Source organism: Flavobacteriales bacterium, assembly GCA_020635855.1.
GTDB lineage: Bacteria > Bacteroidota > Bacteroidia > JACJYZ01 > JACJYZ01 > JACJYZ01.
Window position 1 is genome coordinate 1,038,500 of the sequence record JACJYZ010000002.1, and the last position, 18,953, is coordinate 1,057,452.

Sequence of the window (18,953 nt, forward strand, 5' to 3'; positions counted from 1 at the left end):
TTGGTTCAAATTCAAAATTCTATGTTCGTTAAAAGCTATGAGTCGCCCATTGTAATCGCTGAAATTGGTTGCAACCATAAGGGTGAATTCGAAATTGCCAAGGAGCTGATCAGGATCGCCAAGGAATGTAATGCACATGTGGCCAAGTTCCAGAAAAGAAATCCGAAGGAGTTGTTGACGGAGGAACAATACAATGCACCGCATCCCAATCAGATGCATTCCTACGGCGATACATATGGCGAGCACAGGGAGTTCCTGGAACTTTCACAGGAACAGCATGCAGACCTGAAAAAATACTGTGAACAGCACGACATTGAATATTCAACTTCAGTATGGGATGTCACTTCCGCAAGGGAAATGATCGCCATTGAGCCGAAGTTCCTCAAAGTGCCCTCCGCCTGTAACAACCACACCGAACTCTTGCAGGTGCTGCGTGATGAGTTCAAAGGAGAGGTGCATTTGTCTACCGGCATGACCACGTCGGATGAAGTGGAAGAAGTGGTGCGCTTTTTCGAGGAGAAGGGAGATGCAAAGGACCGATTGGTTATCTACAATTGTACATCTGGGTATCCGGTTCCTTTCAAGGATGTTTGCCTCCTGGAAATTCTGAAACTGCGGGAGAAATATGAAGGACGCGTGATCGGCTTTGGTTTTTCCGGACATCACCTGGGTATTGCCATCGACAACGCCGCATATACGCTGGGTGCCCGATGGGTGGAAAGACATTTCACCAAAGACCGCACTTGGAAAGGAACGGATCATGCCGCTTCGCTTGAACCCAACGGCCTCAAAAAACTGATCCGTGACCTGAATGCCACCCACGAATCCCTGAGATACAAACAAGAAGAGATCCTGCCAATCGAGCAGGTGCAGCGTGACAAGTTAAAGTTCAGGAAGCATGCCTAAGGTCTTCGGCTTTGTGCCCGTGAGGTGTGGCAGCAAGTCCATTCCCTTTAAGAACGGAAAGAACTTTTGCGGCAAGCCTCTTGTGTATTGGGTCGTGAAAGCATTGCACGATGCGGCGTCTGTAGACCGGGTTGTGGTTGCCACTGATTGCAACGAACTGGAAGCGCTGGTGAACGGCTTCGGGCTGGCAAAAGTGGAAGTGTACCGCAGGTCGGAAGAAAATGCGCGCGATCATTCATCAACCGAAAGCGTAATGATGGAATACCTTCGGCAAAGTCAGTCGGAGGGCCAGGATGTGATGATTCTTGCGCAAGCCACCAGTCCGCTTACCGGCTCTGAAGACATAGAGCGGGCCTTGAAGTTGCTCAGGTCAGGTGAAAAGGATTCGCTCCTGAGCGTGGTCAGAACCAAGCGTTTTTTCTGGACGGAAGATGGCGTTGCGGTGAATTATAATCCTGCGGAACGTCCCAGAAGACAGGATTTTTCCGGGCAGCTGATGGAGAACGGTGCCTTTTACATTAATACCGTGGCCAACATTTTGCGCGATCACAACCGTCTTTCAGGTAGCATCGGTGTATATGAAATGCTCGAGTATACAGCCGTTGAAATCGATGAAGAATCGGATTGGCTGGTGGCGGAGCAGTTGATGCGGAAACACCAGACATATCAGAAACCTGCACACACGATCAAATTGCTGATGATGGATGTGGACGGTGTACTGACCGATGCAGGCATGTACTACTCGGAGAAGGGTGATGAACTCAAGAAGTTCAATACCCATGACGGGAAGGGCATCGAACTTTTGCGCGGCAAAGGCGTAAAGACCGCCATCATTACTTCGGAAAATACAGAGATTGTAGCAAGAAGGGCGCGAAAACTCAAGATCGATCACCTTCACCAGGGAGTGCAAAACAAACTCGAAGTTGCCGAAGAAATATGCAGGAAAGAGTCGGTCGGATGGCATGAAGTGGCCTATATAGGAGACGACATCAACGACCTGGATGTTCTAAGGAAAGTCGGACTTCCTGCTTGTCCGGCCAATGCGCTGGAAACCGTCAGGCAGGTTCCGGGGATTCTGCACCTCACACGATCCGGTGGAAGCGGAGCTGTGAGAGAATTAGTGACGTATATTTTGGAAACATATCAATATGGATAGTGTTCGGTACCGGTTGTTGAGAAAAGGAAGCGTGGGCTTAGCCATCGCTGCCGGATGGCTGGACCGGCTTGCCAAGGCATCAGACCCGTTGGGTGGTCTCCGGTTGACAACCAAACAGAAGAAACTGATAAGGACCAATGAATCATTGCATCGGGCCTATGAACAAGTAGATCGGTGCTTTATCCTCGCTTGCGGACCCTCCATCAACAAAATGGATCTGGTAAGGCTGAAAGGGGAGTTCTGTCTGAGTGTAAGCAACTTCTTTGTGCATGACGCTTTCCGTGCCATCCGCCCAAAGTTCCACCTGTTTGCACCGTCCCATCATCCCATTACCGAAGCGCAGTTCAATTCCTGGTTGCAGGACCTGGAGTCGAACCTGAAAGACAACACGGAAACCGAGGTCATGATGTCGGTGACCGATGCCCGGATCGTGGCTGCCAACAATCGGTTCCCGGAGAATAAATGCCGGTATTATGTCACCAACCATGGATTCCCCGCAGGCATGACCGATCCGTTTAATTTCTCCAAGCCGATTCCCAAAGTGCAAACAGTGGCACACGCAGCCATGTACCTGGCCATGTACATAGGCATCCGAAAAATATACCTGGTGGGGTTTGACCATGACATGATCCTGCATCTCGACCAGTACAAGCATTTTTATGAAGCCGATAAAAGCAAGCTCGTGCAAAGCGGCTACAACGAATGGGGTGAGCATCGCGATCTTGAAGTCATCGGTGCTCATTACAAGAACATGTGGCAGATATACAAGCAGGTGAAGGAAGTGGCCAACCAGTCGGGCACGGAAATAGTGAACGTCACGCCCGGTAGCCTGTTGAATGTGTTCCCAAGGGAGAGTTTTGAAGACATACTCGCCCGAAAACAACCCACCACCCTATGATCCGAATGATGTATTTGATGCTCTTCCACGGCATGATCCCGATACGGAAGAATGGTACCTGGTACAGGCGTTTTACCCCTGCCTATTCTCTGAAACGAACCATGCAGATGTTCAACAGGATCAACGGTGGCGTGATCGTCGAGATCGGCTCCGGCCTGCAGGGAAAAATGTCCGGAGATAGCATGCGCTATTGGGTGAAAACCCGTGCGAGAGAAATTTACGCACTGGACCTGGATGAAAAACAACTGACATCACTTGAGCCGCTGGTGAAGAAAGATAACCGGATCAAGCCGCTTCTTCAGGACGGCCTGGTGTTTCTCACCGAATACGACAAACAGATATCCCTGTTGTATCTTGATTTTTGGACCCCTGAAGACGGCATGCCGGTGGAAGGCATGAACCGCGCCGAAAATTACCTGAAAGCATACCAGAATGCCAGGGAAAAAATGGCGCCTACCAGCATGATCCTGATTGATGATACAGACCATATGGCTCCCTGGAAGCATTCCCTGATTATTCCGGAAGCAAGGAAAGACGGTTACATAGTGGAGTGGACAGGGCGTCAGACATTACTGACCCGGATGGAGGCAAATGCAAACTAACCATCCATTGAACGGATAAATATGTGGGTACTTTGTGGTGGCATGGAAAGATCGGGTTCTACCCTGCAATATCAACTCGCAAAAGAGATTGTTGAAACGGCGGGTCTGGGCGAAGGCAAAGGCTGGGTGAACGATGCATCAATGGAAGAACTGATTCGCACCAAGCCGGATGACCGGTATTATGTGATCAAGTCTCACGCATATCTCAAGTCGTTTGATCAGTTGCCCCGGAAACTATGCGTGTACTCTTACCGGGATGCAAGGGATGTGGTCGTGTCCCTGATGCGCAAGAATGACAAAACCTTCGATGAAGTGTGTGATTGGGCCATGTTGCAAAAACTGGTGAATAACTTTCGGAAATGGACGTCCCTCGATCAGGTGCACATCGCCAAGTATGAGACTTTCAACAAAGACCTGGAAACGGCAACCGGTCAACTGGCTGCATTTCTGGGGGCAAAGGAATTGAATGCCTCTCAGGTCGCATCGATTGCGGCCGCATTCTCCATCGATGCGCAAAAGAAAAGGATGGAAGCCGTAAAAGCAGGGGAAGGGGAAGTGTTGGAAATCCAGGGGCAGATGGTGTCGGGAAGCTCCCTGTTGCACAGCAATCACATTCAAAGCGGAGAAAGCGGAGATTACGAACAATACCTTACCCGTGGGGAGATTGCATTCATAGAACACAGCATAGGAGCCTGGATGACGAAAAACGGATACCCGTTGACCATTGGTAAACTGGAGGCCTCATGCCGCTACGGATGGCGGCGGCTGAAAACAAAACTATCGGTTTGAAACGTGTAGCGCTATTTCTGGACAGGCCTTATGTGGATGCGCATTATTGCTTCACTGAACTGGCCCGTCATTTTGCGGAAGGCGGTTATCTGGTAGACCTGTATCATATTGAGAACCCTTTCAACCCGCCTCCTGCATTTTATGATACCCGCATCCGGTTGTTCCGTTTTCCCCAGTCGGTATGGCAGAAAGCTGACTTCTGGATCAGGCATTTGCTCAAACAAGACCGGCGGTATGACGCGGTGGTAGGTACACCGGTCATGGGTGCGATATTGGCGAACAGGGTGGCCCGCCTGAGACGTATTCCAATGATCTACCTGGCAGATGAAGTATTCGACCCCGAAGTGAACGATCATGCATTGAAAAACATACACCAGCTGAAGCGGATAGACAGGAAAATCAATGCCAGGGCCTGGTGTACCATTGCTCTCGGAGAAGAACGCTTCCGGTACCAGAAGGAAGTGAACCGGTTGCCTAATGATCATACTTGTTTTGTGATCCCCAATGCACCGCCGGGAGCAGCAGATCATCTGCAAAGTCATTTTTACCGGGATATGTTCGGATTGGATGACAAGCCGATTGTGTTATTGGTTGGAACCCTCCAGTGGTCGTTGGCAAAGAAGATTTTCGAAGCAACCAGGTCGTTCCGGGATAAGCCTTATCACATGGTGCTGCAGGGCCGGTCCAAAGGGAGTTTGCTCTTTCAAGATCACCCCTTTATTAAACTGTCAACCATGCCCCTGCCGTCTTACCTGCTGAATTATGCCATTAGCTCTGCAGACCTGGGTCTGGTGTTATACGATCAAAGCATTCCCAAGGAGGTGGTGAATGCGCCCACAGGTGGCAAGATAGGCGCATATTTGAAAAATAAACTACCTTTGATTGCGGGCAATGTGGATGATTTCAGGCGCTTTGAGACGGAAGGTGTGGGGGTGTTCTGGGATGGTGAAGAAGATATTGATGCGGTCATTCAACGCGCCCTCGGTCGCAGGCAGATGCTTGCGCAGAACATCCCGGAGTTTTATGAAAAGAATTATAACTATTCCCGGTTTTTCCAGCCTCTGTTGAATCAACTGAATGAGATTGTTTAGCTTCTTGTCCTTTCTCAGACGTGATCTGTTGCCGCTGGTCAAACAGATGTACGCCAATAAAATGGTGGAAGCCGATTTGAGAAAGCGGGGATTGGACGTCTTCGTGTCACCTCGCTACCGCGTGGTGGATTGTGAGTTCGAAGGGTTCAACAAGTTGTTCGGTTCAGGGAAGCTCGCCCATTGCAAAGTGGGCGCATATACATACTTCCAGGATGGAACCAACATTGCATATGCCAACATCGGCCGCTATTGCAGCTTCGGACCCGGAAGCATAGTGGCGCATGGCGAGCATCCCCTGCATTTTGTCAGTACCAGTCCCTTGTTTTATAATCCCTATCTGCCCTGGCGATCACAGAAGTTCACAGACAAGGTGCTGCATAACGAGCATAAAACGGTTGAGATCGGATCCGATGTTTGGGTGGGATTCAATTGCTATATCAAAGATGGTGTCCGCATCGGTACGGGTAGTGTCATTGCATCGGGGTCTGTGGTGGTGAATGATGTGGAACCCTACAGCATAGTGGGTGGCCTGCCAGCCAGGGAAATCAGGAAGCGGTTCCCGGAACCTGTCATAGCGCGTCTGCTCGAATCACGTTGGTGGGAAATGGAGCCCGAGCGCCTCCCTGAAATCAAAGCGCTGTTTCAAACGCCGGTCGACGATGCCCTCATGGATGCATTGACGGAAGCCCTGGATAAAATTGCCGCCCATTCGCATCAATGATTCATTTCATTCAACCATATTTGCAAGCGGAATGTGCATCCTTATCGGTTTCGGTATGCAATGCCGGAAGCGTTCGATCCATGATTTGAAATGCCTGAAGAGAAAAAAGATAGCGGTCTGATTGTTGTCGGTGGTCTTCCCCGTTCCGGCACATCCCTGTTTCAGCAAATGCTGGAGGCACATCCCAACATATGGGGTGGGCCCGAGTTTGAGCACCTGGAACCCATCGTAAAACTTTATAATAGCTTGTTGCACGGCATCCGGGAAGGACGGATTGATACCATTTGTAATCAGCAACAGGTTGTCTCTGCCATACATGATCTGATCACGGGTTTGCTGACTCACCGGCTGAATGATCAGCAATTGCATTATGTCAGCGAAAAAACACCTTCTAATCTGGTTGTGTTTCAGCAACTGGCCGGCATATTGCCCCATGCCAGGTTTATCTGGGTGCTGCGTGACCCGAGGGCAGTGATCTCATCCCTGAAAGAAGTTCGCAAACGGGGAAGCCGTAAGGTGGGAAGGGATGTTACCGGTTCCGTGGCCCAGAATGTGATGGCGATGAACCGGATGGTGAATAAAGGATTTGCTTCCATGGATGCCTGCGCCGGACGCTTCATGTTCGTGAAGTATGAAGCATTGATTCATGCACCCGAACCCGTGGCCAGAAAGGTGTGCGAATTCCTGAACCTGGAATGGAGCGATCAGATGCTGAGCCCCGAAAAATACCGTCAGAGCTCCAAACAACATATGGTCGATCAGGTATGGTACACCGAAGAAATGTATACCCGGAAAATCGATGCATCCAGTGAAAATGCATGGAGGAAAAAACTCACACCCGGTGAGCAGTACCTGGTGAACAAGGTGTTTGCAAAGCAAAAGAGACTGGTTGAGCTGGGTTACGATTTTTCAAATCGTGTTGGCCTCCTGGGGCAATTGGAAGGCTGGTTGAGGTACTATGTCGGACTCAAAATCTTATTATCTTTAAAGCATCGGTTGTATCTGCTTCTGCGATATAAACTCAAAGTGATCGTGCCGCCACAATATGATTGAACAGGCAACAAAACCTACGCTCATCGACCTGGGAGCAATCGGCTCCCCGTCTCTCGGCTACATCACGGTGGCCGAGTGTACGTCAAATGTTCCATTCGAAATCAAAAGGGTTTACTGGACTTATTACACGCCTCATAATGTGACCCGCGGCCAGCATGCACACAAACGTTTGCAGCAGGTAATCGCCGCTGTAAACGGACGCATCGTTTTCGAACTCGAAACCAGCTCGGGTGAAACCTTCCGCTTTGAACTGGATTCACCGCAAAAGGGTTTGTACATTCCCCCGGGGTGCTGGCGCAACATCGTATTTTCACATGATGCGGTTTTGCTTTGCCTCGCTTCCGAACCCTTTGACGAAGCCGACTATATCAGGGACTATGAAGATTTCAAATCGTTTGATTTCTCCCGCATATGATGCATGCTTTCCCAGCCTGTCGGCGTCACTTTACCACGTATATACCACTTGAACATGAGAGATCTTAAAGACTACCAGGAAAAATACGCCAGTCTGGCATTTGAAGATTATCAGGTGCATTACCGCAAGAAATGCATGAAAGCTTGTTTTGATCAATACAAGCCCAGGGTTGTGCTGGAGATCGGATGCGGCCTCGAACCCATATATGATGTTCTGACGTCTTTTGACAAACTGGTTATCGTTGAACCGGCGCAAATGTTCGTTGATCATGCCCTGGCTGATATCAGGAAGAAAGGACTTGAAGACCGTGTGGATGTGTTCCCCCTGTTGATGGAAGATGCCAAAACCAAAATCGCCGGGTACAACTTTGACATGGTACTTATGAGCGGTTTGCTCAATGAGGTTCCTGATCCCAAAGGTATGCTGGAAGTGGTACGGGATGTTGTGGGAAAGGATACCATTGTACACGTGAATGTTGCGAATGCCAATTCTTTTCACCGGTTGCTGGCCCTGGAGATGGGACTCATCAACAGTACGTTTGAAAAATCCCAGCAACAGTTGTTGCTGCAAGGAAATACCGTGTACGATAAACATACATTGGCAAAGCTGGTTACCGATGCGGGTTTTGATATCGTTGAAGCAGGTTCTTATTTTGTGAAGCCCTTTACCCATAAGCAGATGAAACAGCTCATGGATACAGGTATCGCCGATGAACGCATGCTGGACGGCCTGTATGCCATGACCAAGTATATGCCCGACATGGGTTCGGAAATATTCGTCAACCTGAAGCGAAACAACCGGTAATCCGGACAGTCACTCAGCGTATGATTCATACCGTTCCTTTTTTTTCCCTCTCACACATGCATGATGAACTTCATGCCGATCTTCTGGATGCCTTCCAACGGGTATACCAGGCCAATCACTTTGTGCTGGGTAAAGAAGTGGAAGCCTTTGAGAAAGACTTTGCGGCATTCTGCGGAAGCCGGTATGCCATCGGTGTAGCAAATGGCCTGGATGCCTTGCATGTTTCCCTCAAAACCCTTGGTGTTGGTCAGGGTGATGAGGTGATTGTTCCGTCAAACACTTTCATTGCAACCGTACTTGCGGTCAGCCAGGCCGGAGCCATACCTGTTTTTGCAGAACCCGACCCGCAAACCTATAACCTCACTACCGACGGGATTGATCGTGTGAAAAGTTCCCGCACGAAAGCCGTGATACCGGTACACCTGTACGGACAATCCTGTGTGATGAAACCCATGATGACGTGGGCAAACGATCATGACGTGTTTGTGATTGAAGACAATGCCCAGGCACAGGGAGCCACAAGCAATGGCGGTTCAACCGGAAGCTTCGGTCACATGAATGCAACCAGTTTTTACCCGGCCAAGAACATCGGTGCCCTGGGAGATGGTGGCGCGATTGTATGCAATGACGAAGAACTGTATACGCGTGGCAGCGTTTTGCGCAATTACGGTTCACCGGAGAAATATGTGCACGATGTGCAGGGCATGAACTCAAGACTGGATGAATTACAGGCGGCTTTCCTTCGTGTTAAACTTCGGAAACTGCCCGAATGGAATGAAGAACGGCAACGCATTGCAGGCATTTACCGTGAAGGTCTGTCGGACTTGCCGGATGTAGTCCTTCCACATGTGAATCCACAGGTGACACATGTATATCACTGTTTTGTTATTCAGGTGCCCGACAGAGACCGGTTGCGGAAGTATTTGCAGGAACGCGGGATAGGTACATTGATTCACTATCCCATTCCCCCGCACCTCCAGAAAGCATACGCAGGTCTGGGTTGGAAAAAGGGAGATTTTCCCATCGCCGAATCACTATCGGAACACCTGATGAGCTTGCCTGTATATCCGGGTATGACCGATCGGGATATCAGCTATGTAGTAGAAAATATTTCTGATTTTTTCAGGTCATGAATGTCCTGCTTGCCATATGATCAGCGTGGTTTCTTATACCCCAGACAGAAAAGATCATTGGGATGCATTGATCCAGGGATCGCCGTGCGCCAACCTGTTGTTTTACCGCAATTTTATGGAGTACCATGCAGACCGGTTCAATGATGCGTCTGTGCTTGTATATCAGGAAGACCGGCCGGTGGCTGTTTTTCCCGCTAACCTGACACAAGATGGACAGGTCGTTTCTCATCAGGGACTCACCTATGGTGGCATCATTTGCGCCACCCCGGTCAGCATCACGGATATGGCACATATTTTCCGTGAGATCACCAGGCATTATCACGAAAGTGGTTTTTCTAAAATCGTGTACAAAAGGCTCCCGGATTATTTTCGCACGCATTCTTTCCAGGAAGATCTTTATCCATTGTTCCTGGTAGATGCACAACTGGTGCGCCGGGATACTTCTTTTGTGATACCCCTGAAACATGAGGTGTCTTACCAGAACAGAAGGAAGCGGGGCATCCGCAAAGCAGAGAAAGCCGGTGTGACCGTGGAAGAAGGAGTAGGTTTTGAACCCTTCTGGGAACAGGTTCTGATTCCCAACCTTATGGAACGTCACGGTGTGAAACCTGTTCATTCCAAAGAGGAAATACAGCTTCTTCATTCCCGCTTTCCCCATCAGATCAAACAATACAATGCGTTGCTGCAGGGAGAAGTTGTTGCCGGTATGACCGTATTTGAACATCCAGGAACGGCGCATGCCCAATATATATCTGCCAATGAAACGGGTAAAAACACGGCGGCGCTTGATTTGTTGGCTGATTTCCTGGTTGGCAGGTACCGGCCGGAAAAGCAGTATTTCAGTCTGGGAATTTCCAATGAACAGAACGGCAGAGAACTGAACCTGGGATTGGCCCAGTGGAAAGAGGGCTTCGGTGCCGTAGTGTTTGCCCACGATTTTTACGAGTTCGATACAGGGAAATATACAGCCCTTGACCCGTTGATATAACCGTATTGTGCCATGCGTACCCCGTTCATAGATGGTTTGGTTACGATTCACGTAACAACGTACAATCACGCCGGGTTCATCGAGGATTGTGTCAAAAGCATCCTCGCTCAGTCCTACCGGAACCTCGAGGTTCTGATTTGTGACGATGCTTCCACGGATGGCAATGTGGATAAACTCAGGGCCATTGAAACATGGGATAGCCGAGTCAAGGTGTTGTACTCGGAAAGAAACGGTGGCATGAGCAGGAACGTGAACAAAGGATTGAGAGAGGCCAGGGGAGAGTATATCGCGGTTATTTCCGGCGATGATTTGATGGATCCCCTCAAAATTGAAAAACAAGTTGCATTCTTCAGGCAGCACCCGGCTGTGGTGCTCTGTTATCATGATATGGTGGCATTTGATCATGAGTCGGGTGACGAGCTTTACCGCGTGTCGGAACGTTACCGTACACCGGAGACCGTGGAGGAAAACCTGTTCTTCACCAATTGGTTCCTGAAGAAGAAACCGGTGCGGGCCATTCCTTCATCACTCATGGCCCGTTCCGCATACTTTCTCCGGCATGAATACGATGTGCGGCTTTCATACTCCAATGAAGTGCTGCATGCATTGTTGAACTATGCAGCCGAACCCTCCGGGAAACAAGTGGTGCTGAATGAAGCCCTCGGACGTTACAGGTTCCATTCCGGGAATGCACACCAAAGTGCCGACAACCGGAAAAAGGATCTGGAAGAGAATTACCTGGCTTATACATTGGCCTCCATTCAGTATCCGTCGATCGGTGCACGTTGCAAAGATTATCTGAACTACTATCTGTTCAGTCACCTCCTCTTCAAATGGTTTGCGCCCGAAAGCATACCCGGGTTCGAACGGCTCTTCCGCCTCCAGGCGGGGCGCATGAAATTTTTGTACTATCGGTTTTGCCAGGCGTATCTTAAAGCGAGAAAAAGTATATGACGGAGAAGAAGGACCTGCAGCCATCCGCACAAAAATCAACGTGCACAATTCTTGTTCTCACATACAAAGGAAAGCGTCACCTGCTGCACCTGTTGCCGACCCTGGAAGATGCGATGAACCGGGCGCTTCCTTTCTGTGAAACGGATGTACTGATCGTAGACAACGGGAATGATGCCCCCACACGGGAGTTTGTGGAAGAGGAGTTTCCTCAATACAAATTGGTGGCAGCACCCGCCAATGATTATCTCTTTTCCCTGAACGGTTTTGTCAGCGACATGAAAAGCGAGTTTGTTTTCATCCTGAATGATGACATGAAGCTGCATCCCGACGTACTCTTTCACCTGATTCCGGTCATGCAAAAAGACCCTGGCCTGTTTGCAGTTTCATGCAATGTGATGGATTGGGAAGGAATCAATGAAACCGCCGCACCGCGTACCATGTCAGTCGGTAAAGGCTGGATGACCAGCGGCTGGGATCTGGATGATCAGGTATCGGGTTTGCGCTATACCCTTTATGGTGGTGGTGGTGCAGCGGTTTTCCGAACCGGTATGTACAACCGATTGGGCGGCTTTGACCCGTTGTACCGGCCGGCTTATTGTGAAGACCTCGACCTCGGACACCGTGCGTGGAAACAAGGGTGGAAGATCGTGTATCACCCGGAGGCAATCCTCTATCATCGTGACGGAGGTACCATCAAGGAACAACAAAAAAGTGACGAGTTGTCGATCGGTATCAATCGCAACAAGATCCTGTGGATGGTGAGGAACGGTGATTCCGGTGGCTTCCTTTTCTGGTTCTTTCTGCTGTTGCCGGTGCGTTTGCTCCTGGGATGGCGTCTTGGCAAAAACTCTTATCTTGCACTGCTGAAGGCATTGCCGCGTTTGCGACTTGCGGTGAAAAAGCGCCTCAAAAACGGTGGTGCTGTGTGGAAAGATGATCAGATTTCGGCCCTCCTCGGCCAACCTTATACATATGGACATTAAAGGTAAAAGAGTTTTAATTACAGGCGGTACCGGCTCATTCGGCAACCAGGTGGCAAACTATCTTGCTGGTAAGAATCCGAAAGGAATTGTGATCTTCAGCCGCGACGAGAAGAAACAATATGACATGCGGAAAGATTTCCCGGATTACGAATATGTGATCGGGGATGTGAGGGATGCCAATAGGCTACATACCGCCATGAAGGGTGTCGACTACGTGTTTCATGCCGCCGCGCTCAAGCAGGTGCCATCTTGTGAAGAGTATCCCGAAGAAGCTGTGAAGACGAACATCATCGGTTCGCAGAATGTATGCGAAACCGCTATTCGGAATGGCGTGCAAATGGTGGTTGCCCTGAGCACCGATAAGGCGGTTAAACCCGTAAACGCCATGGGTATCTCCAAGTCGATGATGGAAAAAATTATCTGTTCCCAAAACCGCCAGCCCCTGGATACACGTTTCTGTTGCGTGCGCTATGGCAACGTAATGGGTTCACGTGGTTCTGTGATTCCTTTGTTCGATAAATTGATCAGGGATGACCAGAAGCTCACCATCACGGATCCACACATGACACGTTTCCTGATGACACTTGATCAATCAGTGGAATTGGTGCTACACGCCATGACACAAGGCAAGGGCGGGGAAATTTATGTGAAGAAGGCACCAGCCGCTACTGTACAGGATCTCGCGGCTGCAATGCTTGCCAGGGCAGGTAAGCCGGTGGATCAGATCGCGATTGTGGGAATACGGCCGGGTGAGAAAATAGATGAAGTGCTTGTGAACGAATACGAGATCACGCGCGCCGTGGAGTCCAAGGATTATTTCGAGATCATTCCGGAGTACAAAGAAAACAACGGAAATGCGAACTACGAACCGGGATACGAATATACATCCGCCAATACCACCCGGCTGAAAACGGTTGATGAGATCGGTGTACTGCTGGATGCCATGGGACAGCGGGAATCCTATCATTGATGAAGGCTTTACAAGAGCGACCGGTCATTGTACTGGGCCCCTCCGGAATGTTGGGGCAAATGGTCACCGACTACTTCACACGTTTGGCATGTGAAGTGATACCCATCCACCATCGATTTGAACCCGAAACACGCCAGGATTTTGTGCGTGAAATCACCCGCCATCAGGATGCGGTCGTGATCAACTGCATCGGCAGAATCAAACAAAAAACATCCGCAACAGGTGATCTCGTTTGGGCCAATGCCGTGCTTCCTCTGGAACTCGCCAACCGGATGTCTGCCTCCCAAACCCTGGTGCAACCCAGTACCGATTGTGTATTCAGTGGAGGCAAGGGTGAACCATATGCTCTGGAGGATATCCCGGATGCGGAAGATGATTACGGCTGGTCGAAACGCCTGGGAGAGGTTGCCCTGGTGCACCGCAAAAATACCCTCATTCCCCGTGTGTCTATCATCGGCCCTGATGCCAATATCCAACCGAAAGGCTTGTTGGGATGGTTCCTGAATCAACCCAACGGTGCTGAGTTGAAAGGGTTTTCCAACCATTTATGGAATGGTATCACCACATTGGAATGGTGCCGGCTGATCGAGCGTGAGTTGAGCGATCCCGAACTTGCCACCCGATCCAAACTGTTTCAGGCCGGTACAAAAGAACATCATACCAAACTGGATATGCTTCATTTGTTCCAGAACGTGTTCGGTACAACCTATACCATCGTTCCTTTTGAAACAGATGAGCCGGTTGACAGACGACTACATCCGAACGTGTTTTGTAAAAGTCTTCGTGAGCAAATGGAAGACCTGAAAAAAGTCGAGAAATTTGCCTGATCCTGCATGCGGAAGATCGTTCTCTTTTCAAATGATTTCCCGCCCAAGATTGGAGGAGTGGCCAATTACTCCTTTCACATAGCATGTGAATTGCAAAACAGGGACATGTTTTCACATGCGATTACCTCCGTGCCACAAAGCGAGGTGTATCCTTTTCCGGTTGAACCATCCCTGCTGCGCCATAAGAGAAAGCTGGGGCAACGTACGGGAGACGGTCTTTTCTTCCTGCGGAAGGTCAACACCATGCTACATTACCTGAACCTGCACATTGCTTCCGCCAGGGAAGTGTTGCGCATCAGGCGCACCGTGAAATCACCGCTGGTATTCGTTACCGCCAATTACGATTACCAGACCGGTATCTTCATTCGCTGGTGCCGCCGGATGTCTATGCCTTATGGCATTGTGTTGCACGGACTCGATATCATCAGGTATGAAGTGCAGGGCAGGAAGAGGTTTGCAGGTAATTGCCGTTATGCACGATTTCTTGTATTCAATTCTGTGGCAAGCAGCGAACTTTTCAAACGGCACATGAACATGCAACATCCGAAAAGCTATGTGTTGTACCCGGGCGTGAATACAGATGCACTGGCACATGCGACCTTGTCTGACCGGAATGCCCTGATTGCCCGCTTCGGCCTACCGCCTGCACCCGGATCATGGATTGTATCGGTGTGTGCCCTGGTGAAACGCAAGGGAATACACCTTGTCATAAGCGCCATGAAGAAACTGCTGGAAAGCAACCCGCAGGTACATTACCTGATTGCCGGGGAAGGAGATGAGGGACCTGTATTGCAGGCGCTGGTACAGGAGCTCGGAATCGGATCAAATGTTCATTTTCTGGGACATGTAACCGAAGATGAGAAGTGCAGTTTGCTGAATGCCGCTTCGCTTTTTGCCATGCCCAACCTCAGTCTGAACGGAGAAGATTTTGAAGGATTTGGAATAAGTTTCCTGGAAGCCCTTTACTTCGGGAATATGGTCATAGGCGGAAATGACGGAGGTGTGCCTGAGGCGGTTCCCCGCACTTCTTTTTGCCGGTTGGTGAATGCAGATGCAGTTGATGCGGTTGAACAAATTTCAGAACAGCTTCAGTCATTGCTTTCGGATATGCCATCTGATAAAAGTGCTTTGAAAGAAACCGGAAGAAAGTGGGTGAAGGAACGCTTTTCCTGGAACCTGCTGGCAGATCGGTTTGTGGTACAATTGAAACAGTGGGATGAACTATAAACCTATCCCCGAACCCGACAGTATATGAGATGACATACAGTTGGAGTGACATAGCGAAGGTCTTCTGCCTGTTGATCGTGTTCCTGCTTTTGACCTGGTACCTGATCAGCAACGTTCAAAAGCGGGGATACAGGCTCAATTGGTTGAAGTGGTTGTTGCTGAACGGTTGGTTTTTTGCGGTGCTGATTGTGGGAGGAGAGGCTGTTTGTAAGCTTTTGATCAAGGTACGGCCTTCGGGTTCCTCGGTAACCACATCCACCCGGGAAACCGGTGGCGTAAAAAAACTTCACTTGGAAAATGACTTGTTGGGCTATGTGATGAAACCCGATACATCCGTAACCTCTGTTTTGATATGGGGAAATGATACGGTTTGGAAAGCCCGGTACGCTACCGATGCATACGGACGTCGCCGTGTACCCCTGTCGGCGGATAGCTCACGAACAGGTACCATCCTGATGTTCGGTTGCTCAGTGACATTCGGGTCCGGACTCAATGATGATGAAACATTGCCCTATTTCCTCGGTCTGAACATGAAGGATTATCAGGTATACAATTACGCAGACATGGGATATGGAACCCAGCAAATGCTGGCTATCCTTGAGAAAACAGATCTCCATACCCAGGTGTCGCTATCTTCGGAACCGCCTGTGCTGGTATACGTGTTCATAGATCCCCACATTGAACGGAACATAGGATCGATGTATGTATACAACAAGTGGGGATCCAACATGCCCTACTACGAAAGGAGTTCTGATGGCATACCCGTCAGGAAGGGTTCGTTCCGGACCGGGCGGAAAGGACGATCATACTTCTACCATATATTGGGTAAAAGCAACATCGCCCGATTTTTGAATATCAACGAAATTCATAAAGTCAACCATGATGATTACATATTCACGGCCGATCTGATCGCGCGGGCTAGGGATCTGTTCAAAGAGCGGTATGGCAGCGACCGGTTCTACGTGATGATCGCAGCTGCATCTCTTCGGGATCCGACTTTCCCGGATGAATTGAAGGCACGGAATATTCGCTATTTCCGGTATGAAGACCGGCTCGAAGGCAACCGCGCCGACTACGAGTTTCCGCACGACGGACACCCCAACAGGAAATGGACCGAAGCAATCGCCGGTTTTCTGGCCGCTGATTTGAAACAGGAACTGAAGCACGCCGATTCGCCATGATGAACGTGTTGTTTATCTCATACCAGTTCCCGCCCCTGAATGCGGGAGGTACGTTGCGACCAATGGCCTTCGCAAAGTATCTGCCTGACCATGGCATCATGCCCCTGGTGATCACCCTGGCACCTGACGACTACGGGAAGGTGTATGAAAAATACCAGACCGATCCTGCGATGTTTGAAGAGCTGCCCGTTCAGGTGCGGGAACGGGTGACACCGGTCACAACAGAAAATGTACTCAACTACTACGGATCTCCCCTGAAGCGATTTGTAAATATCTACTTTGATGTGTACCGGGGTAAGGAGGGGGCAGCCTGGAAGCACCACTTTTACCGGGAGGCCGACCGGATGATCAAGGAGTTTCAACCACGCCTTGTGTTTGTTACCGCACCACCTTTCAGTATCATACCCCTCGCCGCCGGCGTTTGTGAAAAGCACCAACTTCCCCTGGTGCTTGATATGCGCGATGCTTGGACGTACTGGAACATGACGCCTTACGGTTCATATCTGCACTATGTGCGTACCAAAGCCAATGAACAGGCAGCATTCCGACAGGCAACAGCCGTTATCGGTACATCCCGCCAGACCATCGATGATTGGAAATATCTGTTCCCTGATATGCCTGCCGGGAAGTTCAATTACATTCCGAATGGGTATGATGCCGATCAGAACGGAACACAGCCGGCAGCGGTGGTTAACTTGCCGCCCGACCCGCCCGTGTTCAGGATGACGTATATCGGTAGTTTCTATTATGCTCCCGAAAGCCGAAACATGATGATGTTGCCATGGTGGCGTAAAAGGGGACATAAAATGCTTCAATACTCGCCCAGGAAACAAGATTGGTTATACCGGTCTCCCTATTTCATTTTTAAAACAGTCAGGGAATTGCTCAAGCTGGCACCACACTGGGAAACCAGGTTGAAACTTTCTTTCGCAGGGAAAAAGGAACCCTGGTTTGATGAAATGGTGCGGACATTCGGACTGGAACACGTGGTGGAGCATCTGGGGTTCTTGCCCCGGGAAGCATGTGTTCGCCTCGAAAAAGAATCAGATGTGCTGCTCATCACTTCAGCCAAAGTGTTAGGCGGGCGGGATTGCTTCATTGCCGGTAAAACTTTTGAATACCTGCAGGCAGATAAACCTGTATTCGCCTTTACCCCTGAAGGTGCGCAAAAAGATCTTTTGGCCGCGTCCGGTAGGGCGGTTATTTTTGACCCCGATGCTTGTGAGCAGGCAGCGAAGCAAATGCTTAACATACTCGAAGAAGGCATTGAGTTGCGTTCAGACCCTGCATTCATGGAAAGTCATACCCGCAGAGAACTAACCGGTCAGCTCGCTGCGCTGATGAAACGAATTGCGCCATAAGGATGCTGCCAAATGTTGTCGTAATAGGAGCCCAGAAAGCCGGTACAACCACACTGTACGAATGGTTGGCCACGCATCCCGGTATCTACCTGGCCCCCTCCAAAGAAGTGCATTTTTTTGATCGGGATGCCAACTACAATCAAGGTCCGGAGTGGTATGAACAACACTTTTCAGGTGCTGCCGGGTACCGTGTAGTGGGAGAAGTCACGCCCGACTACATGCAGTATGATTATGTGCCCGGACGGATGTTTAAGGTGCTGGGGCCGCAAGTCAAGCTGGTGATGCTTTTGAGAAACCCGGTGGCGCGCGCTTATTCCCAATTTAATTTTCACAAGATGCACGGGGTGGAAAAACGGAAGTCTTTCGAACAGGCCCTCGAATCATATAAGCCCGGAGGAGCATGCGACAGGTTCACCCATTGGTTTGATCCTTCCTATTATGTGGAACGCAGCCGTTACCATGAGCGCATCACCCGCTTTCTTGAGTACTTCCCGAAAGAGCAAATATTCGTTGGTATCTTTGAAGAAATGTTCGGCCCCGGAGCCGGCAGTGATACCTTGCAGAGACTGCTGGCATTCCTTGGTGCGGAGGCCTTTATTCCCCAACAGGAAGTTCATGCCAATGCAACGGTGGTGAAAACCGGACTGGACCGATGGATGCAAGCTTTCGGCGGAAAGGCAGGGTTAACCGGGTTGGTGAAGAAGGGGTTGTCCGAAAAAAACTACTCGAGGCTGAAGGCACGCATTCACGGTATGACCCGGTATAGCCCTCCCGGATTGAAGCCGGAAGTGAAAACACAACTCATGCAACGCTATTTTATGGATGATATCCGGCAGCTGGAACAATGGCTGGAACGGGATTTGAGCATTTGGTATGGAAAGGCAGCCAGATAGG

20 protein-coding genes are annotated in these 18,953 nt (G+C 49.8%); all 20 read left to right on the forward strand.

Annotation, left to right across the window (positions count from 1 at the left end; translation table 11 throughout):
• Nucleotides 1–21: 21 nt before the first annotated feature.
• The 20 genes from H6585_04310 to H6585_04405 all read left to right on the forward strand — a co-directional run bounded on the left by H6585_04310 (nt 22) and on the right by H6585_04405 (nt 18,952).
• A complete protein-coding gene (locus H6585_04310) occupies nt 22–906 on the forward strand; it encodes an N-acetylneuraminate synthase family protein (GenBank protein MCB9447549.1) in 885 nt (294 codons plus the stop codon).
• Complete coding sequence (locus tag H6585_04315; protein ID MCB9447550.1) at nt 899–2,062, forward strand: acylneuraminate cytidylyltransferase; 1,164 nt, start codon at nt 899–901, stop codon at nt 2,060–2,062. Before H6585_04310 ends, H6585_04315 begins: the two co-directional genes overlap by 8 nt.
• Nucleotides 2,055–2,960 (forward strand): hypothetical protein, encoded by a 906-nt coding sequence (locus H6585_04320; protein ID MCB9447551.1) that lies wholly within the window; start codon nt 2,055–2,057, stop codon nt 2,958–2,960. The genes H6585_04315 and H6585_04320 overlap by 8 nt, the downstream gene beginning before the upstream one ends.
• Entirely contained in the window at nt 2,957–3,562 is a 606-nt protein-coding gene (locus H6585_04325; GenBank protein ID MCB9447552.1) for a hypothetical protein, read from the forward strand. Before H6585_04320 ends, H6585_04325 begins: the two co-directional genes overlap by 4 nt.
• A 42-nt stretch (nt 3,563–3,604) precedes the next feature.
• Nucleotides 3,605–4,351: a sulfotransferase domain-containing protein gene (locus H6585_04330; protein MCB9447553.1), complete on the forward strand. Its 747-nt coding sequence runs from the start codon at nt 3,605–3,607 to the stop codon at nt 4,349–4,351.
• Nucleotides 4,348–5,442: a hypothetical protein gene (locus H6585_04335; GenBank protein MCB9447554.1), complete on the forward strand. Its 1,095-nt coding sequence runs from the start codon at nt 4,348–4,350 to the stop codon at nt 5,440–5,442. The genes H6585_04330 and H6585_04335 overlap by 4 nt, the downstream gene beginning before the upstream one ends.
• Complete coding sequence (locus tag H6585_04340; GenBank protein MCB9447555.1) at nt 5,429–6,163, forward strand: CatB-related O-acetyltransferase; 735 nt, start codon at nt 5,429–5,431, stop codon at nt 6,161–6,163. Before H6585_04335 ends, H6585_04340 begins: the two co-directional genes overlap by 14 nt.
• A gap of 90 nt (nt 6,164–6,253) precedes the next feature.
• Entirely contained in the window at nt 6,254–7,216 is a 963-nt protein-coding gene (locus H6585_04345) for a sulfotransferase (GenBank protein MCB9447556.1), read from the forward strand.
• Complete coding sequence (locus H6585_04350; protein ID MCB9447557.1) at nt 7,209–7,631, forward strand: WxcM-like domain-containing protein; 423 nt, start codon at nt 7,209–7,211, stop codon at nt 7,629–7,631. Before H6585_04345 ends, H6585_04350 begins: the two co-directional genes overlap by 8 nt.
• Nucleotides 7,632–7,685: 54 nt before the next feature.
• The gene (locus H6585_04355) at nt 7,686–8,435 is read left to right on the forward strand and encodes a methyltransferase domain-containing protein (GenBank protein MCB9447558.1); all 750 of its coding nucleotides are present in this window, start codon (nt 7,686–7,688) and stop codon (nt 8,433–8,435) included.
• A 20-nt stretch (nt 8,436–8,455) separates the two neighbouring features.
• The gene (locus H6585_04360) at nt 8,456–9,568 is read left to right on the forward strand and encodes a DegT/DnrJ/EryC1/StrS family aminotransferase (GenBank protein ID MCB9447559.1); all 1,113 of its coding nucleotides are present in this window, start codon (nt 8,456–8,458) and stop codon (nt 9,566–9,568) included.
• Nucleotides 9,569–9,584: 16 nt separating this feature from the next.
• Entirely contained in the window at nt 9,585–10,556 is a 972-nt protein-coding gene (locus H6585_04365) for a GNAT family N-acetyltransferase (GenBank protein ID MCB9447560.1), read from the forward strand.
• Between the two features lie 12 nt (nt 10,557–10,568).
• A complete protein-coding gene (locus H6585_04370) occupies nt 10,569–11,510 on the forward strand; it encodes a glycosyltransferase family 2 protein (GenBank protein MCB9447561.1) in 942 nt (313 codons plus the stop codon).
• Nucleotides 11,507–12,493, forward strand: coding sequence for a glycosyltransferase (locus H6585_04375; protein ID MCB9447562.1), 987 nt, complete (start codon nt 11,507–11,509; stop codon nt 12,491–12,493). Before H6585_04370 ends, H6585_04375 begins: the two co-directional genes overlap by 4 nt.
• A complete protein-coding gene (locus H6585_04380) occupies nt 12,483–13,463 on the forward strand; it encodes a polysaccharide biosynthesis protein (GenBank protein ID MCB9447563.1) in 981 nt (326 codons plus the stop codon). Before H6585_04375 ends, H6585_04380 begins: the two co-directional genes overlap by 11 nt.
• Complete coding sequence (locus tag H6585_04385) at nt 13,463–14,290, forward strand: sugar nucleotide-binding protein (protein MCB9447564.1); 828 nt, start codon at nt 13,463–13,465, stop codon at nt 14,288–14,290. Before H6585_04380 ends, H6585_04385 begins: the two co-directional genes overlap by 1 nt.
• Before the next feature lie 6 nt (nt 14,291–14,296).
• Nucleotides 14,297–15,517 (forward strand): glycosyltransferase family 4 protein, encoded by a 1,221-nt coding sequence (locus tag H6585_04390; GenBank protein ID MCB9447565.1) that lies wholly within the window; start codon nt 14,297–14,299, stop codon nt 15,515–15,517.
• 29 nt (nt 15,518–15,546) lie between these two features.
• Entirely contained in the window at nt 15,547–16,698 is a 1,152-nt protein-coding gene (locus H6585_04395; protein ID MCB9447566.1) for a hypothetical protein, read from the forward strand.
• A complete protein-coding gene (locus tag H6585_04400) occupies nt 16,695–18,059 on the forward strand; it encodes a glycosyltransferase (protein ID MCB9447567.1) in 1,365 nt (454 codons plus the stop codon). Before H6585_04395 ends, H6585_04400 begins: the two co-directional genes overlap by 4 nt.
• Before the next feature lie 2 nt (nt 18,060–18,061).
• Nucleotides 18,062–18,952, forward strand: a complete 891-nt coding sequence (locus tag H6585_04405) for a sulfotransferase domain-containing protein (GenBank protein ID MCB9447568.1) — start codon at nt 18,062–18,064, stop codon at nt 18,950–18,952.
• Nucleotide 18,953: the final 1 nt, after the last annotated feature.

Coding starts and splice junctions, on each gene's coding strand:
- H6585_04310 (MCB9447549.1), top strand. CDS start 22: ATGTTCGTTAAAAGCTATGAGTCGCCCATTGTAATCGCTGAAATTGGT.
- H6585_04315 (MCB9447550.1), top strand. CDS start 899: ATGCCTAAGGTCTTCGGCTTTGTGCCCGTGAGGTGTGGCAGCAAGTCC.
- H6585_04320 (MCB9447551.1), top strand. CDS start 2,055: ATGGATAGTGTTCGGTACCGGTTGTTGAGAAAAGGAAGCGTGGGCTTA.
- H6585_04325 (MCB9447552.1), top strand. CDS start 2,957: ATGATCCGAATGATGTATTTGATGCTCTTCCACGGCATGATCCCGATA.
- H6585_04330 (MCB9447553.1), top strand. CDS start 3,605: ATGGAAAGATCGGGTTCTACCCTGCAATATCAACTCGCAAAAGAGATT.
- H6585_04340 (MCB9447555.1), top strand. CDS start 5,429: ATGAGATTGTTTAGCTTCTTGTCCTTTCTCAGACGTGATCTGTTGCCG.
- H6585_04345 (MCB9447556.1), top strand. CDS start 6,254: ATGCCTGAAGAGAAAAAAGATAGCGGTCTGATTGTTGTCGGTGGTCTT.
- H6585_04350 (MCB9447557.1), top strand. CDS start 7,209: ATGATTGAACAGGCAACAAAACCTACGCTCATCGACCTGGGAGCAATC.
- H6585_04355 (MCB9447558.1), top strand. CDS start 7,686: ATGAGAGATCTTAAAGACTACCAGGAAAAATACGCCAGTCTGGCATTT.
- H6585_04360 (MCB9447559.1), top strand. CDS start 8,456: ATGATTCATACCGTTCCTTTTTTTTCCCTCTCACACATGCATGATGAA.
- H6585_04365 (MCB9447560.1), top strand. CDS start 9,585: ATGATCAGCGTGGTTTCTTATACCCCAGACAGAAAAGATCATTGGGAT.
- H6585_04370 (MCB9447561.1), top strand. CDS start 10,569: ATGCGTACCCCGTTCATAGATGGTTTGGTTACGATTCACGTAACAACG.
- H6585_04375 (MCB9447562.1), top strand. CDS start 11,507: ATGACGGAGAAGAAGGACCTGCAGCCATCCGCACAAAAATCAACGTGC.
- H6585_04380 (MCB9447563.1), top strand. CDS start 12,483: ATGGACATTAAAGGTAAAAGAGTTTTAATTACAGGCGGTACCGGCTCA.
- H6585_04385 (MCB9447564.1), top strand. CDS start 13,463: ATGAAGGCTTTACAAGAGCGACCGGTCATTGTACTGGGCCCCTCCGGA.
- H6585_04390 (MCB9447565.1), top strand. CDS start 14,297: ATGCGGAAGATCGTTCTCTTTTCAAATGATTTCCCGCCCAAGATTGGA.
- H6585_04395 (MCB9447566.1), top strand. CDS start 15,547: ATGACATACAGTTGGAGTGACATAGCGAAGGTCTTCTGCCTGTTGATC.
- H6585_04400 (MCB9447567.1), top strand. CDS start 16,695: ATGATGAACGTGTTGTTTATCTCATACCAGTTCCCGCCCCTGAATGCG.
- H6585_04405 (MCB9447568.1), top strand. CDS start 18,062: ATGCTGCCAAATGTTGTCGTAATAGGAGCCCAGAAAGCCGGTACAACC.